At 45.8% G+C, this 19,952-nt stretch carries 22 protein-coding genes; 12 read left to right on the plus strand and 10 right to left on the minus strand.

Annotation, left to right across the window (positions count from 1 at the left end; genetic code table 11):
• The first annotated feature begins 400 nt into the window (after positions 1-400).
• From V1224_15195 to ptsP, 5 genes are read left to right on the plus strand one after another with little or no spacing between them, the layout of a single operon-like run.
• Complete coding sequence (locus V1224_15195) at positions 401-1,243, plus strand: L-ribulose-5-phosphate 3-epimerase (GenBank protein ID WWR15796.1); 843 nt, start codon at positions 401-403, stop codon at positions 1,241-1,243.
• 31 nt (positions 1,244-1,274) lie between these two features.
• Positions 1,275-2,339 carry a hypothetical protein gene (locus V1224_15200; protein WWR15797.1) on the plus strand — a complete coding sequence of 355 codons (1,065 nt, stop codon included), beginning with the start codon at positions 1,275-1,277 and terminating at the stop codon, positions 2,337-2,339.
• Between the two features lie 12 nt (positions 2,340-2,351).
• Entirely contained in the window at positions 2,352-3,053 is a 702-nt protein-coding gene (locus tag V1224_15205; protein WWR17501.1) for an L-ribulose-5-phosphate 4-epimerase, read from the plus strand.
• A 48-nt stretch (positions 3,054-3,101) separates the two neighbouring features.
• The gene (locus tag V1224_15210; GenBank protein WWR15798.1) at positions 3,102-3,359 is read left to right on the plus strand and encodes an HPr family phosphocarrier protein; all 258 of its coding nucleotides are present in this window, start codon (positions 3,102-3,104) and stop codon (positions 3,357-3,359) included.
• Positions 3,360-3,370: 11 nt separating this feature from the next.
• On the plus strand, positions 3,371-4,984 hold the full coding sequence (ptsP, locus tag V1224_15215; GenBank protein WWR15799.1) for a phosphoenolpyruvate--protein phosphotransferase: 1,614 nt from the start codon (positions 3,371-3,373) through the stop codon (positions 4,982-4,984).
• 270 nt (positions 4,985-5,254) lie between these two features.
• Here ptsP and V1224_15220 read toward each other — a convergent pair whose 3' ends face one another.
• The 7 genes from V1224_15220 to V1224_15250 form a co-directional block, all read right to left on the minus strand.
• Positions 5,255-6,427 carry a hypothetical protein gene (locus V1224_15220; protein WWR15800.1) on the minus strand — a complete coding sequence of 391 codons (1,173 nt, stop codon included), beginning with the start codon at positions 6,425-6,427 and terminating at the stop codon, positions 5,255-5,257.
• Entirely contained in the window at positions 6,424-6,753 is a 330-nt protein-coding gene (locus V1224_15225; protein WWR15801.1) for a hypothetical protein, read from the minus strand. Before V1224_15225 ends, V1224_15220 begins: the two co-directional genes overlap by 4 nt.
• A 146-nt stretch (positions 6,754-6,899) precedes the next feature.
• A complete protein-coding gene (locus tag V1224_15230) occupies positions 6,900-8,231 on the minus strand; it encodes a glutamate synthase-related protein (GenBank protein ID WWR15802.1) in 1,332 nt (443 codons plus the stop codon).
• Positions 8,232-8,271: 40 nt separating this feature from the next.
• Positions 8,272-8,811, minus strand: coding sequence for a rubrerythrin family protein (locus V1224_15235; GenBank protein WWR15803.1), 540 nt, complete (start codon positions 8,809-8,811; stop codon positions 8,272-8,274).
• A 56-nt stretch (positions 8,812-8,867) separates the two neighbouring features.
• Positions 8,868-10,058 (minus strand): acetate kinase, encoded by a 1,191-nt coding sequence (locus tag V1224_15240; GenBank protein WWR15804.1) that lies wholly within the window; start codon positions 10,056-10,058, stop codon positions 8,868-8,870.
• 74 nt (positions 10,059-10,132) lie between these two features.
• The gene (locus V1224_15245) at positions 10,133-11,194 is read right to left on the minus strand and encodes an AI-2E family transporter (GenBank protein ID WWR15805.1); all 1,062 of its coding nucleotides are present in this window, start codon (positions 11,192-11,194) and stop codon (positions 10,133-10,135) included.
• Positions 11,195-11,199: 5 nt separating this feature from the next.
• Positions 11,200-11,946, minus strand: coding sequence for an RNA pseudouridine synthase (locus V1224_15250; protein ID WWR15806.1), 747 nt, complete (start codon positions 11,944-11,946; stop codon positions 11,200-11,202).
• A gap of 168 nt (positions 11,947-12,114) precedes the next feature.
• Here V1224_15250 and V1224_15255 point away from each other — a divergent pair, with 168 nt between their 5' ends.
• Complete coding sequence (locus tag V1224_15255) at positions 12,115-12,717, plus strand: carbohydrate-binding family 9-like protein (GenBank protein WWR15807.1); 603 nt, start codon at positions 12,115-12,117, stop codon at positions 12,715-12,717.
• A gap of 90 nt (positions 12,718-12,807) precedes the next feature.
• On the opposite strand, the gene V1224_15260 is transcribed toward V1224_15255, so the two are convergent.
• The 3 genes from V1224_15260 to V1224_15270 form a co-directional block, all read right to left on the minus strand.
• Positions 12,808-13,758: an aldo/keto reductase gene (locus V1224_15260; GenBank protein ID WWR15808.1), complete on the minus strand. Its 951-nt coding sequence runs from the start codon at positions 13,756-13,758 to the stop codon at positions 12,808-12,810.
• 175 nt (positions 13,759-13,933) lie between these two features.
• Entirely contained in the window at positions 13,934-14,473 is a 540-nt protein-coding gene (locus tag V1224_15265) for an NADH peroxidase (protein ID WWR15809.1), read from the minus strand.
• An 84-nt stretch (positions 14,474-14,557) separates the two neighbouring features.
• Positions 14,558-14,950 (minus strand): transcriptional repressor, encoded by a 393-nt coding sequence (locus V1224_15270; GenBank protein WWR15810.1) that lies wholly within the window; start codon positions 14,948-14,950, stop codon positions 14,558-14,560.
• Between the two features lie 200 nt (positions 14,951-15,150).
• Here V1224_15270 and V1224_15275 point away from each other — a divergent pair, with 200 nt between their 5' ends.
• The 6 genes from V1224_15275 to V1224_15300 all read left to right on the plus strand — a co-directional run bounded on the left by V1224_15275 (position 15,151) and on the right by V1224_15300 (position 19,866).
• Positions 15,151-16,650, plus strand: a complete 1,500-nt coding sequence (locus V1224_15275; GenBank protein ID WWR15811.1) for a HAMP domain-containing sensor histidine kinase — start codon at positions 15,151-15,153, stop codon at positions 16,648-16,650.
• The gene (locus V1224_15280; protein ID WWR15812.1) at positions 16,628-17,317 is read left to right on the plus strand and encodes a response regulator transcription factor; all 690 of its coding nucleotides are present in this window, start codon (positions 16,628-16,630) and stop codon (positions 17,315-17,317) included. The genes V1224_15275 and V1224_15280 overlap by 23 nt, the downstream gene beginning before the upstream one ends.
• A gap of 77 nt (positions 17,318-17,394) precedes the next feature.
• Positions 17,395-17,820, plus strand: coding sequence for a DUF5684 domain-containing protein (locus tag V1224_15285; GenBank protein WWR15813.1), 426 nt, complete (start codon positions 17,395-17,397; stop codon positions 17,818-17,820).
• A 30-nt stretch (positions 17,821-17,850) separates the two neighbouring features.
• Positions 17,851-18,339, plus strand: a complete 489-nt coding sequence (locus tag V1224_15290; protein ID WWR15814.1) for an S-ribosylhomocysteine lyase — start codon at positions 17,851-17,853, stop codon at positions 18,337-18,339.
• A gap of 12 nt (positions 18,340-18,351) precedes the next feature.
• Complete coding sequence (locus V1224_15295; GenBank protein ID WWR15815.1) at positions 18,352-19,053, plus strand: 5'-methylthioadenosine/adenosylhomocysteine nucleosidase; 702 nt, start codon at positions 18,352-18,354, stop codon at positions 19,051-19,053.
• A 36-nt stretch (positions 19,054-19,089) separates the two neighbouring features.
• The gene (locus tag V1224_15300) at positions 19,090-19,866 is read left to right on the plus strand and encodes an IclR family transcriptional regulator (protein ID WWR15816.1); all 777 of its coding nucleotides are present in this window, start codon (positions 19,090-19,092) and stop codon (positions 19,864-19,866) included.
• Positions 19,867-19,952 lie beyond the last annotated feature (86 nt).

Here is a 19,952-nt window from a genome sequence, read left to right on the forward strand (position 1 = left end):
AATTTCTACATATTCTTTCATTATTTGTGCAATTCATACATTTCTTTTGAAATCTCATTTTTCTTTATTTTTCGACATTTTCTTGTATTAATTTTGTTTTTAATCTTTTATTTTTATTTTTATGTGCGTTTTTATAGTTAATATAACGAATTTTAAATTGTAACATTTTTCACAAAAATAGATAACGCCATAAAAATCATCCTTTTTTCAGTTGAAAATGTCTAATTTAGCTATTATAATCAACTTTATCAAAAAATATGTGCGCATTTTTATTTTTTCAGAAAATGTTTTATTTTCTTTTATGACGAATTTTATGTTCGTATAAATGTTCGTTCATGTTTGTTTTTCAGAATGCGACTGCGCCATATTTCATATACTAAACACGAAAGGAAGGTTGTACATGAGAGCTTATTTGATTGGCTTATATGAAAAAGCCATGCCCAAAACAATGAACTGGAAAGAAAAGCTGGAATGTGCCAAAGAATGCGGCTATGACTTTGTCGAAATCAGTATTGATGAGACCGACGAAAAGCTGGCAAGATTGGACTGGAGCAGTTCACAGCGGTCGGAACTTGTCAGGACCATGCAGGAAGTAGGCGTTCCGCTGCGCAGCATGTGCCTGTCCGGCCACCGCAAATATGCCTTTGGAGATCCTGACCCCGATATTCGCAGACGCAGTATGGAGATCATGGAAAAGGCAATCCAGTTGGCCGATGATCTTGGCATCCGCATCATCCAACTGGCCGGATATGATGTCTATTATGAACCCCGGACCGAAGAGAGCGAGCGTCTGTTTCGCGAGAATCTGGAAAAAGCTACATTGATGGCAGCGGAAAAAGGGATCGTTATGGGGTTTGAGACTATGGAGACAGAGTTCATGAATACGACGGAAAAGGCCATGAAGTATGTAAAAATTATTAATAATCCCTATCTGGGTATTTATCCCGATTCCGGCAATCTGACCAACGCCGCCGTCAGTTATCATTCCAGCGTCTTAGACGATCTGGAGACCGGACGCGGCCACATTTTTGCCCTCCATTTAAAAGAAACCGTCCCCGGAAAATTCAGAGAAATTCCTTTTCTCACCGGACATGTAGATTTTGAAGCGATTATCAGAAAAGCCTGGGATCTTGGCATTCGTCGTTTTGTCACGGAAATGTGGGATGTGGGCCGGACTGACTGGATGAATGATATTAAATTTGCATGCAGCAACATGCGCGTTATTCTGGACAAACAACAGTAGCTCTGTTATTCTATAGTATAAGGAGAATTGAATGAAAATTGAAAAAAAAGTCATTTCCGATCTTAACAAATGTTATTCCATTGCGCAGCTTACTTATCAGGGAGAACATTGTTTTCTCGTAGCCGCAGAAAAGCAGGACCCCTGCTATCTTTTTGCAGAAGACGGGACACAGCTTGAAACCGTGTGGACACAGCCCGGCGGGGTTATGACAATGGCCCAGGTTCCCGGCTCTGACGGCCAGTTTCTCGCCACACATAAATTTTATTCTCCCAATGATTCTCTGGAGGCCAGAATCGTGATCGCTACTCCCAGGGCAAAAAATGACTGGGAAATACGCACTTTGTGCAGCGCTCCTTTTGTCCATCGCTTTGGTATTTTAAAGCGTGGCGGAATCAATTATCTGATCGTCTGTTGCCTGAAGACCGGGCATGAATATAAAAATGACTGGCGTTTTAAGGGTGCCTGTTATGGCGCACCATTGCCATCCGACCTGTCCGCTTTTGATAATGAGCATCCACTGAGATTGACTCTTATCAAAGATGGCATGTTAAAAAATCACGGATATTCCCTTGTAAAGCACGGCGGGCACGATGCCGCTCTTGTTGGCTGTGAAGAAGGTGCCTTTCTCTTTGATCCGCCGGCTGTTCCCGGTGCGGACTGGGCGGTGACACAGATCAGCAGCGTTCCCTGCAGTGATGCCGTTCTTCTGGATTTCGACGGGGACGGAAAAGCGGAACTTGGCTGCATTGGTCCTTTTCATGGTTCTTCCCTGACTATTTATCATTTAGATGAGCATAATAACTATGTTCCCCAATGGAAATATGACCGGCCTGAATCGGAAACTGAGATGATTCACGCTACCTGGGCATGTGAACTTCTCGGCAGGCCGACATGGATTGTGGGATGGCGTAAGGGAACCAAAAATACCATAGCCATCACCTGGGACGCACAGGCAGGAACCTATCGCACCGAATCGATTGATGAAAACACAGGGTGCGCAAACGCGCTGCATTTTGTCAACAAAGCCGGAAATGACGTAATCGTGGCAACGAATCGTGAGATCAACGAAGTTGCTCTGTATACCATTACAAACTAGGAGGTATTCATGATGCTGGAAGAACTGAAAAAAATAGTATATGATGCAAACATGGAACTGCCGCGCAGGGGCCTCGTCACATATACATGGGGAAATGTAAGCGGAATCGACCGGGAAAAGGGACTCTTTGTTATTAAACCTTCCGGTGTTGAATATGAAGATCTCACGCCGGAAGATATGGTCGTCATGGACCTGCAGGGCAATAAAGTCGAAGGAAAACTCAACCCCTCTTCCGACACGAAGACTCACCGTATTCTCTACAACGCTTTTCCCGAGATCGGCGGTATTGTCCATACACACAGTCCTCATGCGGTTGCATGGGCACAGGCCGGCCGTGATATTCCCGCATATGGCACGACTCATGCGGATTACTTCTATGGTCCGGTACCTTGTGCGCGCAATCTGACTCCGGAAGAAATCAAAGAAGACTATGAATCCAACACCGGAAATGTGATCGTGGAAACATTTCATCAAAGAGGCATCAATCCGGTGCATGTACCCGGCGTCATTTGCCACAACCATGGTCCTTTCAGTTGGGGAAAAGATGCCGCACAGGCTGTTTACCACTCTGTCGTTCTGGAAGAAGTCGCAAAAATGGATATGTTCACCGAGCTGATCAACCCCAAAGCAGAACCGGCCCCGTCCTGCATTCTGGACAAACATTTTATGCGCAAGCATGGACCAAACGCTTATTATGGTCAGGGAGATCACTGACAATAATGATACATGCAAAAAATTATATTATGTAAAGGAGAGAAACTTATGAAATCATTCGAGTACACAGTTACAGATCCTGTAGGTATCCACGCAAGACCGGCAGGAAATCTGGCAAAAGAGGCAAAACAGTATGACTCTGTGATTACCATCACCAAGAACGGAAAAAGTGCAGAGGCAAAAAAGCTGATGGCTCTTATGGGACTTGGCGTAAAACAGGGGGATACTGTTACCGTGACGATCGAAGGTGGCGATGAAGCGGCAAACGCTGCAAAAATGGAAGCGTTCTTTAAAGCTAACCTGTAGGGAGGAACAGAATGGAAGAAAGAACAGGAAAGAAGATTTTTAATGGCATCGCCATTGGTAAAATCAAATTCCATGTCAAGTCAGAAAACAAAGTCGCCCGTATCAAAATCGAAAACCCTGATGATGAGATCAAACGATACGAGTCAGCGAAAGAGACTGCTATTGAGCAGTTGAATGCACTGTATGAAAAGGCACTCGTGGAAGTCGGCGAGGCGAACGCAGAAATCTTTAACGTACACGCTATGATGTTAGAGGATGATGATTACAATGAATCCATACATAACATCATTACGACACAGAGTGTCAATGCGGAATACGCCGCAGCAATTACCGGTGATAATTTCGCAGAGATGTTTGCTAATATGGATGATGAGTATTTCAAAGCCCGTTCCGCAGATGTCAAAGATATTACGGAACGTGTCGTTACTATTTTATGCGGTGGCACGGAAGACAATGACATCGGCGACGAGCCGGTAATCATCGTTGCCGAGGATCTGGCTCCCAGCGAAACGGTACAGATGGATAAAAGCAAGTTGCTGGCATTTGTTACCCGGCTCGGTTCCGCCAACTCTCACACTGCCATTCTTGCCAGAACAATGGGAATCCCTGCGCTGGTAGGTGTGGACATCGATTCGTCATGGGATGGCAAGATCGGTGTTGTTGACGGTTATGAAGGCAAATTCCTGATTGATCCCGATATGGATACTTTGGAAGGCTATTTCAAGAAGAAGTCAGAGGATGATCAGCAGAAACAGCTGCTTCAAACACTAAAGGGAAAAGAAAACGTCACAAAATCAGGAAAAAAGATCAAGCTGTATGCCAATATTGGTAATCCGGGCGATCTTGTATCCGTACTGGAAAATGATGCCGGCGGCATTGGGCTGTTCCGCAGTGAATTCCTGTATCTGGAGTCCGACAATTATCCTACCGAGGAGGAACAGTTCCAGGCATACAAAAAAGTTGTGGAAACGATGGGCGGCAGAAAAGTTATTATCCGTACACTCGACATCGGCGCTGACAAACAGGTCGATTACTTCCACTTAGACAAAGAGGACAACCCGGCTCTTGGCTATCGCGCGATCCGTATCTGCCTTACTCAGCCTGAGATTTTCCGCACGCAGCTTCGTGCTCTCTTCCGCGCAAGCGCATATGGAAATCTCGCGATCATGTATCCGATGATCATTTCCGTAAAAGAAGTTCGCCAGATTAAAGAAATCTCCAAATCAGTGAGAGAAGAGCTGATCGCAGAAGGCTTTACTTTAGGGCATGTGGAAGAAGGGATTATGATCGAGACACCGGCGGCGGCTCTCATGAGCGATGAGCTGGCAAAAGAAGTAGATTTCTTCAGTATCGGCACGAATGATCTGACCCAGTATACACTGGCCATTGATCGTCAGAACGCAAAACTTGACGTATTTTATGATGCTCACCATCCGGCTGTGCTTCGCTTTATCCAGATGGTAGCAGACAACGCTCACAAAGCGGGCATCTGGGCGGGTATCTGCGGTGAACTTGGCGCCGATCTTGCATTGACAGAAACATTCCTCAAGATGGGACTCGACGAGCTTTCCGTATCACCGGGATGTATTCTTCCGGTACGCAAAGCGATCCGGGAAACAGAGTAAAAAACTGAATCAATAACAAGATAAAACAAATACGGCGGACGGGAATTAATTACCTGTCTGCCGTATTTTTATGCGCAGGAACGCACAGATGAACGTATCACTTACACAATATGCGCTTCTTATCTCAGAGAAGTATTGGGAGGATAAAAGTAATCCCACCTGCCGATACCGAAGGAGCTCCCGGCAGGAACGTCGTAAGCACTTTGGACATGCAGTATTTCTTCTTTCCTGCTATCATAAGCAGCACTAGGCAGACGAGGCAATGCCCTTTTATTCTCCATAGGATAGATTACCTCCCGTTATCGCATTGATCCGCTCCGCACTGCTGTTTCCCGAAGGCGAATCTATCTGCACACACCAATAAGGCACCAGCTTATACTGTTCCTTCTCTTCCCAGTCCGGTACAACGACATATTCCAGCCATATCCGGGAGATTGTAATCTGCGAGCTCAATATGGTATTTATATAAATTTCCTCTACCGCTTCCAGTGCGGCCTCCGCTGAGATAATCGTCTGCGCCTCTGCTTCCGGGCTGACATCAAAAATTCCACCCCTACTGACTATATAGCGAATCCCATCCTTATCAAGCAACATAGTGATTCGGGTTTCAGCCGTCCAAAAGGTTTCCACTGCCATGGATATGCCCGGCTCATTGATGCCGCTATAAATTGGCAGACCATCCTTCGTCAGTTCATACTCCATATAGTATATCTCATCTGCGTCCGACCAGCCATCGACCGTAGTTTCTTTTCCTCTCTGTGCATCTTCCTGGTATTTCTTAGTCTGCCTATACTCCTCCTCCAACTCTGTCAGTATTTCCCGGTTCAGAGCATAAGCAACAAGAACCTCTGAATCCTGTCCGGTCAGTTCCTTAATCTTTTCCTTACCCATCTGAATGGCATTGTCTGCGTTTAGGAAGGACAAATCCGGTATTTCTTCCTTCTGGAAAGAACAACTGCCAGCATTATAATATGCGGATTCCACCAAATATACGATGTAGTTGTCCCTTTCCTCGTCCTTGGCATATGTAAAATTTCCATAGGGATCCGTACTAAAGTATCCGCCCTCTTCCGTTTTTGCAGAATATGCCCCCACCCATTCCGGGTGAACCGTTACGACTGCTTCCGACGCTCCGAAAAAAACATCTAAATCTTCTCTCGGAAACGCTTGCTTTGTCAACGCATACACGCTATATACCTGCTCTTTCGGCAAAACTATCTCCGCATCAATTACCAATTTATCGGACAACTTATCACTGATATGGTTTGTTCCGGATTCCGCCCCTCCTGCACTCGAGGCACTCCCCTGCATCGCGTCTGTGCTGCTTCCCGTCGGTGTACTCTCCAAAGGTCCTGCTGCTGTACCAGAGCAGCCAGTCAACAGAATACCAACAGACATAAGCACAGACAACGCAAACATCTTTTTTAATACGCTCTTTTTCATAATATCTCCTCCATTTGATCAGCAATATTTTCTTTTTTCCGTTCTGTGAAATCAATGACAATTTCCATTATCCCTATTTTTGCCACAATCACAACCTTTTCTGCATAAAACGACATTATTTTCCCTTTTTTGGTCAATTCACAAATATTCGTCTCATTTTTCCCAAAATTTATGAATAAATCTCTTTTATTTAACCATGCTGAAAATGAAAGGAAATATCTGTATGATATTCTGGCAATAAAAAAAGAAACGAGCAAGCCGTAACAAGATGTACGGTGAAAACTCATTTCTTCTGTTCTGTCAATCCCTGATATTGAATTTTTCAAAATTACACATTGGTATTTTTAATGCAATGGGGGAATTTTGTTCCCCCTTAACCACTTCATAGCATTGCATTCTTCATCACTTTCCATATACAACTGCTTTCTTCGTGCTAAACTGTTTACATCTACAGTTCACAACATATCACATCTCAGACGTGTACAATGTCCGTATACTCTGAAATTTCTCTGCTGATCGTTGCCAGATCTTCCAGATTCAGATCATGCAGCCGTTCATGTCCCGTGATTCTCGCAAATGTCTTCAGTTCCTCAAAAGAACAGTTCAAAAAGTTAGCAACCCTCTGTGCACAGGCATCCACCTTTAATCTTTCACGGAGCGCCGGGTCCTGCGTTGCCACGCCTACCGGGCACTTTCCGCTGCCGCAAATGCGATATTGTCTGCAGGCTGCCGCCACCATCGCTGCACTGGCAATCGCTACCGCATCCGCTCCCATCGCCAATGCTTTGGCAAAATCTGATGACACCCGCAGACCGCCTGTGATCACAAGACTGATGTCGCTTCCCACACTGTCAAGATATTTTCTGGCGCGGTGCAGGGCATATACGGTCGGTACACTCGTCGCATCGCGGACAAGACGCGGACTTGCACCCGTGGCGCCACCCCGTCCGTCGATCGTAATGAAATCCGGCTGCGCAAATACACAATATTCCAGATCTTTCTCAATCTTTCCTGCCGCTATCTTAATACCGATTGGCCTGCCGTCAGAAGCAAACCGAAGCTGATCCACCAGGTCTTTCAAATCTTCTTTTGTATTGATGTCCGGAAATTTAGACGGACTGATAATATCCTGACCCAACGGTTTGTTCCTGATCTTTGCAATCTCCGGTGTGACCTTTTCGCCTGGCAGATGACCTCCCATGCCGGGCTTTGTTCCCTGGCCGATCTTGATCTCAATGGCGTCCGCATTCTTCAGATTATCCGGCGTCACACTGTACAGATTCGGCACATACTCAAATATGTACTTTGCAGCTGCGTCTCGTTCCTCCGGAAGGATGCCTCCCTCGCCGCTGCAAATGGCGGTTCCCGCCATGGTGCTGCCCTTTGCCAGGGCTGTTTTCACTTCTTTTGACAACGCACCAAACGACATATGGGAAATGTACACCGGACCCGACAGCACCATTGGTTTTTTCGCATGTCTTCCGATCACAGTCACTGAATCCACCGGCGCATGTTCCTCCAGCGGAGGAGGATTGAGCTGTGCCCCGAGAATCACAATGTCATCCCAGTCCGGCATTTTCATCTTCGTGCCCATCGCCTCAATGACAGGTTTGCCGGTAGCCGCCATCTGCTGTATTTCTTTCATATAACGATATTCATTTGTCTGGATCGTTATCTCTTTCTGTTCTTCAAATACGGCTGCTGCCTGTCCGCAGATCGGACACTGTTCCAATTCAGCAAAAGGCTTTCCTTCTTTCTCTTCATCATATAGGTAGCCACACACACTGCATTTATATTTTGCCATAGATCCTCCTCGCCGCCACTGTCAGCGGCGGCGTCTGTCTTTAATAATTGTCCGCCTTCACCTGGAAATACGCCTGAGGATGTGCACATACCGGACAAACTTCCGGCGCTTTCTTCCCGACACAGATATGGCCGCAGTTTGTGCACTGCCATACGACATCACCGTCCCTGGAGAACACCAGATCTCCTTCTATATTGGCGAGCAGTTTCCGATACCGTTCCTCATGCTCTTTCTCGATCGCTGCCACTCCTTCGAACAAAACGGCGATCTCCTCAAATCCCTCTTCTCTCGCTTCTTTCGCAAACCCGGCATACATATCTGTCCACTCAAAATTCTCGCCCTCTGCTGCTGCCTTCAGATTGTCGATTGTGGAACCGATACCGTCATGCAGCAGCTTGTACCACATCTTTGCATGTTCCTTTTCATTGGCCGCCGTCTCTTCAAATATATTGGCAATCTGCACATATCCGTCTTTACGCGCTTTGGAAGCATAGTACGTATATTTGTTTCGTGCCTGTGACTCTCCTGCAAATGCTGCCTGTAAGTTAGCTTCTGTCTTTGTTCCTTTTAAATCTGCCATCTTTTTTCTCCTTTTGTATCACCCTAAAACTGTTTTTGCCTTTGTATCCTTTTCCGCTATTTCACCAGACGCACCGTTTCTCTTGCGATCGCAAGTTCCTCGTTGGTCGGTACCACCATCGTTACCACCCGGGAACCTTCATCCGATAAAATGACTTCCTCACCTCTCATTTTATTTTTTTCCGGATCGATATTAGTACCCAAATATCCGATATATTGCCCGATCAACGTTCTGATCTCCGCATTGTTTTCTCCGGCACCCGCCGTAAAAGCGATCACATCGACACCGTTCATCGCTGCGGTGTAAGCGCCGATATATTTTCCTACCCGGTACGCATAAGCCTCCAGCGCAGTCTTTGCCTTCTCATTGTTCTCCGCCGCCTCAGCGAGATCGCGGAAGTCACTGGAAAATTCCGATAACCCGAGGACGCCTGATTTTTTATTACAGATAGAAATGACTTCCTCAGCGCTCACTTCCAGTTTACCTGCAAGAAAAGAGATGATCGCCGGGTCCAGATCCCCACAGCGGGTTCCCATAATCAGACCCTCCAATGGAGTCAGACCCATGGAAGTATCCACACTTTTTCCATGGTCCACCGCAGATACCGACGCGCCATTCCCCAGGTGGCAGACAATGATCTTCAGCTCCTCTCTGTTTTTGCCAACAATCTCTGCCGCACGTGTCGATACAAAATCATGACTTGTACCATGAAAGCCGTAACGCCGTACTTTGAATTTCTCATAGTACTCATGGGGAAGCCCATATAAATAAGCCTTTTTTGGCATTGTCTGATGAAAGGCCGTATCAAATACGCCAACCATCGGTACGCCCGGCATATTTTTCTGACAGGAACGGATTCCGATCAGATTGGCCGGATTATGAAGGGGTGCCAGGTCGCTGCACGCCTCAATCTCTTTCATCACTTCCTCATTGATGATCACACTGCCCGCGAATTTCTCGCCGCCGTGCACGATGCGATGACCCACCGCATCAATCTCATCCAGACTTTTTATTACACCAACTGACGGATCTGTCAGTTTTTCAATGACATATTTAACAGCCATCGTGTGGTCCGGCATGTCCACTTCCGTTTTCACTTTGCTTCCACCCACAGGCTGATGGGTGATCGCACTGCCGTCGATGCCGATTCTCTCACACAATCCTTTGGCCAGAACTTCTTCCGTGTCACTGTCGATCAGTTGGTACTTCAGGGAAGAACTTCCACAGTTGATCACTAATACTCGCATATGTTTCCTCTTTTCCTTTATTTGGTTAATACCAGAATACTCTATCCATATTCTCATATAAAGCTATGAAAATGTCAATCATTCTCCTGCAAATACACTACTTTTTGATAAATTTCCCTGATGAGCAGAAAAGAAAAAGGCCCCCAGATCACACCGGACAATCCATACAGTTTGATTCCTGTATAAATGGCCATCAGTATAATAACCGGATAGATACCCATTTTTTCACCGATCAGTTTCGGTTCCAGAAATTCACGCGAAAGCGCACAGCCACCGTAAAGCAGTACAATCCAGCCTGACAGCCAGAAATTCCCCTGGACCAACTGCCAGATGGCCATTGGAATCAATACACAGCCTGTCCCAATAAAAGGCAGCGCATCAAGTACCCCCGCCAGAATGCCAGCCATTACACCGTACCTGATCCCCGACGACCAAAGGCCGGTGACACAGATGGCGGTGATCACACACATAATAATCGCCTGCGCCTTCAAATAATGCGCTGCCATTCCCAAAATTTCCGTCCCAACTTCCTCCGCTCTCGTATACCATCCAAACCGTCGCAGATCCGCCCGTATTTTTCGAAAATCTTTAGCCAGCAGAATCGTCGCGATAAAGGTCATAAGCAAAAAAGCCGCCCCTGAACAGACCATTTTCGCATATGAAACCGAATGATTCATCAGTTTTGGAAACGCTTTGACTTTCATATCCGCTGTAAAGCTGTCCACCCGTGCCAATATCAGCTCTTCCATCGCACCCGCATTGATACCCATTCCTCTCTCCATGCGGTAACAGCAATTATGAATGAATCTGGAGAAATATGCCTCATACATATCAATATTTTTTGCCATGATCCGAACCTGCTCCAACAAAACCGTAGCCGTATACCATAGGAGAGCAGTAATCACGCAGAGTACTGTCAGCAAAATCACACCGACGAGAATATTTTTACCGATATGCAGTCTGCACTCTAATTTCCGCAGCAGTGGCTGCATCACAGAGATCAGACACAGAGCAATAAAAAAGGGCATGACAAGCGGCAGTATATATTTCACACAAAGAAAAACCGACACCGCTGTCATAACCCCTGTTATGTATTTTTTATAGTTTCCCGACCAGAACTGTCTCAATACAATCACCCTGATTAGTATCCTGCGGTTTCCATCATTTTATACGTGAATCTTGCAAAAGCCGCATTTTCCGGCCTCACGGCAAACTGCTGCCGCTTTCCGGTCAAAGGATTTTCAAATGACAGTTCATTCGCGCAGAGAGCCAGCCCGCTGTCTGTCAGCCCGATTCCCTGATGCCCGATGATCCCTTTCTCACTGCCATCTTCCGTCTTTCCATATTTTCTGTCTCCAGACAGCGGACACCCCATGTGCGCCATCTGTACGCGGATCTGATGGAAGCGGCCTGTCCGAATCTCGATCTCCGCCAGTGCGTAAGGCTCCCGCTCTTCCACGACCCGGTAAAACAATTCTGCCCGTTTCCCTTCCTGATCCCGCTCCGGCACTACCAGTGCCCGGTTGGTCCGACTGTCCTTTTTTAAATAATCAACTCTCTGCCCCTCCATTTCCTCCGGAATACGGGCGAGCACTGCCAGATATTTTTTATTCAATCTTCCTTCTGTGAGCTGTTTACTCAGGCTGGCGGCTGCTCTCTTTGATCTGGCAAATACAAGCAGCCCTTCCACCGGCTGGTCAAGCCGATGGACCACTCCCAGATAAGGATTCTTTTCCCCTGTCATACGGCTGAGATAGTTTTTCAGCTCACTGACCATATCGCTCTGATACCCTGCGGCCGTCTGCACTGCAAGTCCGGCAGGCTTCCGGCATACAAGTATCCCGTTATCTTCATATATTATTTTTGTCTTTCTCTCGTTCCTGCACATCCTGTCCCCCCAATCATGCTGATTGATACCATACCAATCCCCGTAATCATAAATATTATAGCATGGCAATACCATCCGGCAAGGAATATGCGGATAAATCAGAACAATGTTGCAATAAAAACGGGTTTACGCTATGATGGGTACAAGAATATATCAAGGAGGACGCAGATGGAATACACCATTCATATAATCAACGACACGTCGGAACTGGAACACTGCCCCGTTTTCCATGTCGATCAATTCAACTGGGGCGGAGATTACCGGCCGGAAACATTCGGGCAAATGGCATATCTGAACGGACAGGGCTTTTATCTGAAGATGAGCTGTATGGAAACCGATCCAGTCTGCCATTATGGCAGAGATAATGATCCGGTCTACCTGGACAGCGCCATGGAGGCCTTTCTGGCACTTTGCCCGCCTTCCAATTTTTACTTTAACTTCGAGTTTAATTCCAGAGGCGCTCTTCTGGCCAAATACGGAGACGGCAGACATGGCCGCACTTTCTTTACGGAAGAACAGCTAAGTCAGATTACCCGTAATGTGGAGATCCTGCCGGACCGTTGGCAGATCACTCTGCTTTTTCCGCAGACTGTTCTCACTCAATATTTCCCGGATTTTCACGCGGAAAATGGAACGAATATACGCCTGAATTTCTTTAAACTCGCAGAGGGAGAAGAGATGACTCATTTTGCAAGTTATGCGCCGATCCAGTCCCCCAAACCGGACTTTCATCTGCCGCAGTTTTTTGCCGGCGGCATTTTAAAGGCATAAAATAAAAGGACGGTATCTTCCGGTCTGTTCCGAGATACCGTCCCTTTTTTCATTTCCGTTCCTGTTATCGATATACTTGTCTGTGTATAATTAAGGCAGAAATCTCCCCCTGCAGGACAGATACAGATCATACCATTCCTGACGTGTCAGATCTATACCACTGCCCTTCGCCGCGTCCGCCAGATGCGCCGGATTCATTGTTCCCAGAAGCGGCTGCATATGTGCCGGATGGCGCAGGATCCAGGCGATCGCGATTGCCGCCTGCGGAACCTCATATTTCTCTGCCAGCTCATCCAGTTTATCATTCAGCTCCGGAAACACATCTCTGCGCCCCAAAAAAGTCCCCTGCTTGAACCCAAACTGGAGCGGCGACCATGGCTGAATCGTTATGTCATGAAGACGACAGTAATCCAGGACGTCGCCGTTTTGACAGTTTGCCAGTAAGCCCGCACTTCTCGGCCCCTCCGCCACCTGATCCATATATAAAATATGATCGATTAACTGTGCATCTGTCACCGAAAACTGTAACTGGTTAAAGATCAGTTTCTGACTGACTGATTTCTCCAGCAGAGCAATCTGCATCGGTTTCAGATTGCTGACTCCAAAATATTTTACTTTACCGCTCGTATACAGCTTGTCAAACGCAGCAGCGACTTCATCAGGGTCGAAGAGCAGATCCGGACGATGCAGAAGGAGCACATCCAGGTAATCCGTGTCCATTCGTCTCAAGCTCTCTTCCACGGAATCGAGAATAAATTTCTCCGACCAGTCAAACTTGCCATTGACAGAATCGATCCCTACCTTACTCTGAATATAGATCTTCTCACGCTCCACCTTCAGTTCTCTCATCGCATGACCAAAAAATGCTTCCGACTTCCCTCCCGCATAGCAGACAGCGTTATCAAAAAAATTGATTCCCTCTTCCAGCGCAGCCTCCACGACCGGTACCGCCTCCTCCAGCGGGAATTTTCCCATTCTCCAGGCTCCCAGCGCGACTTCCGAAATCTGGCTAGGTCCCTGCTTTATATTCATGTACCGCATTGCCATATCCTCCTTTTCTTCGTGTGATTATTATATAGATCGTATCATATACCCAATTATAAGTCCACGATATACGAACCGCAAATTTTAACAAAAAAGAGGAACAGATGTATATACATCCATTCCTCCACAATCTCTCATTCATAACCTTTTATTGTTCTGTGCAATTTCCGGATTATCCGAAATATCTCTTTAACAATCCCGCAAACGCCTTGCCATGTCTCGCCTCATCTTTGGCCATCTCATGAACGGTATCATGAATGGCGTCCAGATTTTGCGCTTTCGCACGTTTTGCAAGGTCAAACTTGCCGCCGGTCGCACCGTGTTCCGCTTCCACCCTCATTTTCAGATTTTTCTCCGTGGAATCAGTTACGACTTCCCCTAACAGTTCGGCAAACTTGGCGGCATGTTCGGCTTCCTCCCAGGCTGCCTTCTCCCAGTAAAGCCCGATCTCCGGATACCCTTCTCTGTGCGCCACTCTCGACATCGCAAGATACATTCCGACTTCCGCGCACTCACCATTATAATTGGCCCGCAGGTCTGCCATAATGTCTTCGCTGACACCTTTGGCGATCCCTACCACATGTTCCGCTGCCCAGCTTTCTCCATCTGTCTGCGCGTTAAATTTCTCTGTCGGTGCATTGCAGACCGGGCATCTCTCCGGTGGTTTTTCTCCTTCATGGACATAACCGCACACCTGGCATACATATTTCATATGATTACTCCCTTTCTTTTGATGGCAATCTTTTCTATCTGCTTAAAGAATGCCCTGTAACAGGAGTTTTATTCCTGTTTTTACTCAGGAGAGGTTCTTTTTCATACATTTTCCGCACGTACCATAAAAATATGTAACGCTGCCGCTGATCTCTCCGTCAAAACTCTTTGACGCCATTTCATTGATTTTTGTTATATTCTCCAGCCCCAGATCCTGTACACAACCGCACTCTCTGCATATAAAATGATAGTGCATGGAAGTATTGGGGTCAAAATGATCAACACCATCTCCGACATTAATTCTCGCAACTTCACCAAGTTCTGCGAGTAATGTCAGGTTCCTGTATACGGTACCCAGACTGATATTGGGGAATTCTTTGCGCACTTCCATATATACCTGATCTGCTGTCGGATGATCTGTTCTCCCACAGAGAAATTCTTTGATCGCTTCTCGCTGCCTGCTGTATTTTATCGCCATAAATTCTCCTTAAACCTTATATTGTTATATAGATAAATAATAGAAATTATTACTGTTTTTATATCTAATAATAAAATATTATATTTTTTCCTTATTGTCAATTCTTAATAAACATTTTAGAATAATATCATGTTGCTTTTATAAAAACTATGACAGACCATGATATACTCAACATAGGTATTTCGGAGAAGAGGTTTCTTATGAAATTACGAACACGACTATTTATAACGTTCGGTACGATGGTCATTTTACCCCTCGTTCTGATGACAGTTGTTTATCTGAGTCTCGGGCTGCATATTGTCCGTACGCTTCAGCGTGAATATGGCTTCGAGACAATCGATTACGAAACATTCTCCAATTCCATTCAGTCAGGTGGAGAGCAGACCGCATCTTTATTTTATCGTTTTCTGGATATTATCGAAAAGACACCGGAAAAACTGGAAAAAGTGGATTTTCTGTCTGCTTTAAATGCAGAAGCCAGCGAAAAGGCTTCCTATATTATAGTACGAAAAGATGCGACACTCTATTATGCAGGCAATGTAAAGGCAGCCGAACGGATTTTTGAAGACTTGCCTTCCTATGGTCATGGTATTTCCCACCCTGACTCCGGTTACTATTATAGTCAATTACAGAAACTTGTGAAGCAGGCCGATTTTCTCTTTGCAGATGGTTCGCAGGGCAGTTTTTTCCTCGTCACTCCAATCAACAACATGTCTTCCAAATCGTTTCTGACCGATATGATGATCGCCATCGCCCTGATCCTGATCTTCACGGCGGCCATGTTGACTAGATGGATACACAAAAGCGTATTTCAGCCGGTCCGCAATCTGAACATTGCTATGCAGAAAATTGCCGAAGGCAATCTCGACTATTCTCTCTCTACGGAGGAGAAAGGCGAGTTCGGCGATCTGTTTCGCAACTATGAAGACATGCGTCTTCGTCTGAAGGAGAGTATCGAAGAACAGGTTATGGGAGAACGCCATAACAAGGAATTGATCAGTAACATTTCTCATGATCTGAAAACACCGATCACCGCCATCAAAGGGTATGTGGAAGGCCTCATGGACGGTGTCGCCGATACCCCGGAAAAAATGAAAAAATATATTCAGACGGTATACAACAAAGCAAATGATATGGACCGGCTGATCAATGAGCTGACATTTTATTCAGGCATTAACTCCAACCGTATTCCTTACAATTTCCACAGAATCAATGTAAACGAATACTTTCGGGACTGCGTGGAAGAAGTGGGGTTCGATCTGGAATCCGAACACATACAGTTAAATTATTCGAACCTCGTCAATCCCTCTACGAGAATTATCGCCGATCCCGAACAGTTAAAGCGCGTGATTAACAATATTATCAGTAACAGCGTCAAATATATGGATAAGCCGCAAGGCGTCATAGACATCCGCATTTTAGATGAGATCGATTCGATCCGGGTCGAGATCGAAGACAATGGCAAAGGCATTGCCGCCAAAGATCTCAGCAATATCTTTGAGCGGTTTTACCGCACGGACGCTTCCCGTAACTCGTCAAAAGGGGGAAGCGGTATCGGTCTTTCGATTGTCAAGAAGATCGTCGAAGACCACGGAGGATATATCTGGGCAACAAGCAAAGAAAATGAAGGCACCTGTCTCCATTTTGTAATCAGAAAATACAGAGAGGTAGATGACCATGAGCAGGATATTAATCATTGAAGATGAAGAAGCGATCGCTGATCTGGAAAAAGATTATCTGGAATTGAGCGAATTCGAAGTGGAAATTGAGAATGCCGGAGATACAGGCCTTGCCAGAGCGCTGGCCGAGGATTTCGATCTGATCATCCTCGATCTTATGCTTCCGGGCATTGACGGATTTGAAGTGTGCCGGAAAATCCGCGGAACAAAAAATATTCCTATTTTAATGGTTTCCGCCAAAAAGGAAGACATTGATAAAATCAGGGGACTGGGACTGGGCGCCGACGACTATATTACCAAGCCGTTCAGCCCCAGCGAGCTGGTGGCCAGAGTCAAAGCCCACATGTCGAGGTATCACCGGCTTGTCGGCTCTCAGGCACAGACTAACGACATCGTGGAGATCCGTGGTATCCGTATTGATAAAACCGCGCGCCGTGTGATGATAGACGGAGAGGAAAAAAATTTTACGACAAAAGAATTTGACTTGCTCACCTTTCTCGCCGAACATCCAAACCATGTATTCACGAAAGAAGAACTTTTCCGTGAGATCTGGGATATGGACTCTATCGGAGACATCGCCACTGTTACCGTGCATATCAAAAAGATCCGTGAGAAAATAGAATTTGACACGTCAAAGCCTCAGTATATCGAAACAATCTGGGGCGTAGGCTATCGGTTTAAGGTCTGATTGACTTTTTCCGCCCTTTTTTGTATGATGATATTGTTTCATTAACATGACGCTGCATACGAAAGAGGGGAATTAGAATGGCATTTGCTACCGCATTTATTGGTATCTTACTTGTTGTCTCCGTTCTAGGCCTGATCTCAACAGTACTCTCTGTGATCGGTACCTGGAAAATATTGGAAAAAGCCGGAGAGGACGGATGGAAATCTCTGATACCATTTTACAGCGGATATATGTTGTACAAGATTTCCTGGGATGTCAGGCCTTACTGGATCATGCTCGGTTGCACGATTATTAATTTTGTCTTGACCAGGATCAATGATCTGTTCCTATTTCTCAATCCGCTTTTTTCCCTGGTTATAACCGGTATTTTCGTTATCCAGCTTTATAAGCTGTCGAAGGCATTCGGACACGGGATCGGCTTTACGATCGGTCTGTTCCTGCTGAATCCGCTCTTTGTCTTTATCCTTGGTCTTGACAGCTCCACATATCAGGGACCCCAATAAAAATAATAACAATAAACAGGAGAGCACAAAATGGAAAAAATTGCAAGTTTTACGATTGACCACATTAAATTACAGCCCGGTATCTATGTATCCAGAAAGGATACTTATGAAAATGCCACGATCACCACATTTGATCTGCGTATGACATCCCCGAATGACGAACCCTGCATGAATACGGCAGAAATGCACACATTGGAACATCTCTGTGCCACATACGCCAGAAATGACGAAACCTGGAAAGATAAAATTGTCTATTTCGGACCTATGGGCTGCCGTACCGGCTGCTATCTGCTGATGGCCGGAGATCTGGATTCCAAAGACATTGTATCCTTTATTACCGGAATGTTTGAGTTCGTCCGAGATTTCGAAGGTGAGCTCCCTGGGGCGGAGCCGATGGACTGCGGGAATTATCTCGACCACAATGTTCCGATGGCCAAATATGTCGCAAACCGCTATCTGGAAAATACATTGTATCACATTGACGAGGCACATTTGATCTATCCTGAAAAGGACGTATAGAAAGGACTTCCCATGAACAAGATCGGTATCATCGGCGCGATGGAGATCGAAGTAGAGACTTTAAAAAGTCATATGAAGATCACAGGTACGCTGGAAAAGGCTTCCATGAATTTTCTGGAAGGTACTTTAAATGATGTTTCTGTCGTTATCGTCAGAAGCGGTATCGGAAAAGTCAACGCCGGCATCTGTGTCCAGATTCTGGCAGATGTTTTCCATGTCACACATATTATCAACACTGGCGTTGCCGGTTCCCTGAATGCTTCCATAGACATTGGGGACATTGTTGTCTCCACGGATACACTCTATCATGATGTAGATGCAACCGGTTTCGGTTATCCGGTCGGAGAAGTACCGCAGCTCGGCACACTCTCTTTCAAGGCTGACGAACAAATGGCATCTATTGCCAGATCCTCCTGCGAGATTGTCAATCCGGAGATTAAGGTGTTCGAGGGAAGAATCGTCAGCGGCGATCAGTTTGTCTCCAGCCCGGATGTAAAGAAAAGTATTCTCGGACATTTCCCGGACAGCCTTTGTACAGAAATGGAAGGTGCGGCAATTTCTCACGCCTCCTGGCTGAATCACATTCCCTTTGTCATCATTCGTGCGATTTCTGATAAGGCGGATGACAGCGCACACATGGATTACCCGACATTTGAGAAGCAGGCAGCCGAACATTCTGCAAAACTCGTGGAACATATGATCGCTCAGTTATAAAATTACTGCGAGAAAAAGGAGTGGCTTTCATCATATATGGATAGCGAAAAGAATCCGGTTCAATCCGCAGGAAAAATATTCCAGGTCATGGAAACACTGTCTGAGGAAGGTCCCTGTGGCCTTTTGGAACTCAGCCATCTGCTGGATATGAACAAAAGTACCGTACACCGTCTGTTAAACTCTCTGATTTATATGGGGTATGTCAACCAGGATGAAACGACATTAAAATATCATATGACTCTGAAGATCATCAATCTCTCAGGCAAGATATTGCAGAAGATCGACATTTTATCAATCTCACAGCCTTATCTGAGAAATCTGATGGAGCAGACCTGTGAGACAGTACATCTTGTGAAACGAATCGGGACTGATATTTCCTATATCAATAAACTGGAACCAATCAACACAGGTCGCTCCATTCAAATGGCCTCCTATGTGGGAATGGTCAGTCCTCTGTTCTGTACCGGTGTGGGAAAGGCCATCATGTCTACCCTGCCGGAAAAAGAAGTTCGTACAATCTGGTCAAATTCCGATGTAGCGCCCAGAACACAATACACGATCCTCCACATAGATCAGCTTCTACATGAGTTGGAACTGATACGCAGACGCGGATATGCAACTGATAATGAAGAAAATGAAATCGGCGTTCGCTGTATTGCCGTACCAGTCAGAGATTATACCGGAAAAGCCGAGTATGCCGTCAGTATCTCCGCCCCCTCCGTCAGAATGTCGGAAGAACGGATTCTCCAATTATCAACTCTGATTCTTGTTGTCAGCCAACAGCTATCCGGTGAACTCGGTTTTCGTGAGTAATTGGAATAGAATTTCATAGAAATGCGATAAAACAAAAGAGTATCTTCTCAATATAAAATGAAAAGATACTCTTTTTATACTAAAGT

It is taken from the genome of Lachnospiraceae bacterium JLR.KK008, from assembly GCA_037015955.1.
In the GTDB taxonomy this organism is placed as follows: domain Bacteria; phylum Bacillota; class Clostridia; order Lachnospirales; family Lachnospiraceae; genus VSOB01.

What these genes read in the sequence shown, in the direction of transcription:
- V1224_15195 (WWR15796.1), top strand. Translation starts at nt 401, where the DNA reads ATGAGAGCTTATTTGATTGGCTTATATGAAAAAGCCATGCCCAAAACA.
- V1224_15200 (WWR15797.1), top strand. Translation starts at nt 1,275, where the DNA reads ATGAAAATTGAAAAAAAAGTCATTTCCGATCTTAACAAATGTTATTCC.
- V1224_15205 (WWR17501.1), top strand. Translation starts at nt 2,352, where the DNA reads ATGCTGGAAGAACTGAAAAAAATAGTATATGATGCAAACATGGAACTG.
- V1224_15210 (WWR15798.1), top strand. Translation starts at nt 3,102, where the DNA reads ATGAAATCATTCGAGTACACAGTTACAGATCCTGTAGGTATCCACGCA.
- ptsP (WWR15799.1), top strand. Translation starts at nt 3,371, where the DNA reads ATGGAAGAAAGAACAGGAAAGAAGATTTTTAATGGCATCGCCATTGGT.
- V1224_15220 (WWR15800.1), bottom strand. Translation starts at nt 6,427, where the DNA reads ATGAAAAAGAGCGTATTAAAAAAGATGTTTGCGTTGTCTGTGCTTATG.
- V1224_15230 (WWR15802.1), bottom strand. Translation starts at nt 8,231, where the DNA reads ATGGCAAAATATAAATGCAGTGTGTGTGGCTACCTATATGATGAAGAG.
- V1224_15235 (WWR15803.1), bottom strand. Translation starts at nt 8,811, where the DNA reads ATGGCAGATTTAAAAGGAACAAAGACAGAAGCTAACTTACAGGCAGCA.
- V1224_15240 (WWR15804.1), bottom strand. Translation starts at nt 10,058, where the DNA reads ATGCGAGTATTAGTGATCAACTGTGGAAGTTCTTCCCTGAAGTACCAA.
- V1224_15250 (WWR15806.1), bottom strand. Translation starts at nt 11,946, where the DNA reads ATGTGCAGGAACGAGAGAAAGACAAAAATAATATATGAAGATAACGGG.
- V1224_15255 (WWR15807.1), top strand. Translation starts at nt 12,115, where the DNA reads ATGGAATACACCATTCATATAATCAACGACACGTCGGAACTGGAACAC.
- V1224_15260 (WWR15808.1), bottom strand. Translation starts at nt 13,758, where the DNA reads ATGCGGTACATGAATATAAAGCAGGGACCTAGCCAGATTTCGGAAGTC.
- V1224_15265 (WWR15809.1), bottom strand. Translation starts at nt 14,473, where the DNA reads ATGAAATATGTATGCCAGGTGTGCGGTTATGTCCATGAAGGAGAAAAA.
- V1224_15270 (WWR15810.1), bottom strand. Translation starts at nt 14,950, where the DNA reads ATGGCGATAAAATACAGCAGGCAGCGAGAAGCGATCAAAGAATTTCTC.
- V1224_15275 (WWR15811.1), top strand. Translation starts at nt 15,151, where the DNA reads ATGAAATTACGAACACGACTATTTATAACGTTCGGTACGATGGTCATT.
- V1224_15280 (WWR15812.1), top strand. Translation starts at nt 16,628, where the DNA reads ATGAGCAGGATATTAATCATTGAAGATGAAGAAGCGATCGCTGATCTG.
- V1224_15285 (WWR15813.1), top strand. Translation starts at nt 17,395, where the DNA reads ATGGCATTTGCTACCGCATTTATTGGTATCTTACTTGTTGTCTCCGTT.
- V1224_15290 (WWR15814.1), top strand. Translation starts at nt 17,851, where the DNA reads ATGGAAAAAATTGCAAGTTTTACGATTGACCACATTAAATTACAGCCC.
- V1224_15295 (WWR15815.1), top strand. Translation starts at nt 18,352, where the DNA reads ATGAACAAGATCGGTATCATCGGCGCGATGGAGATCGAAGTAGAGACT.
- V1224_15300 (WWR15816.1), top strand. Translation starts at nt 19,090, where the DNA reads ATGGATAGCGAAAAGAATCCGGTTCAATCCGCAGGAAAAATATTCCAG.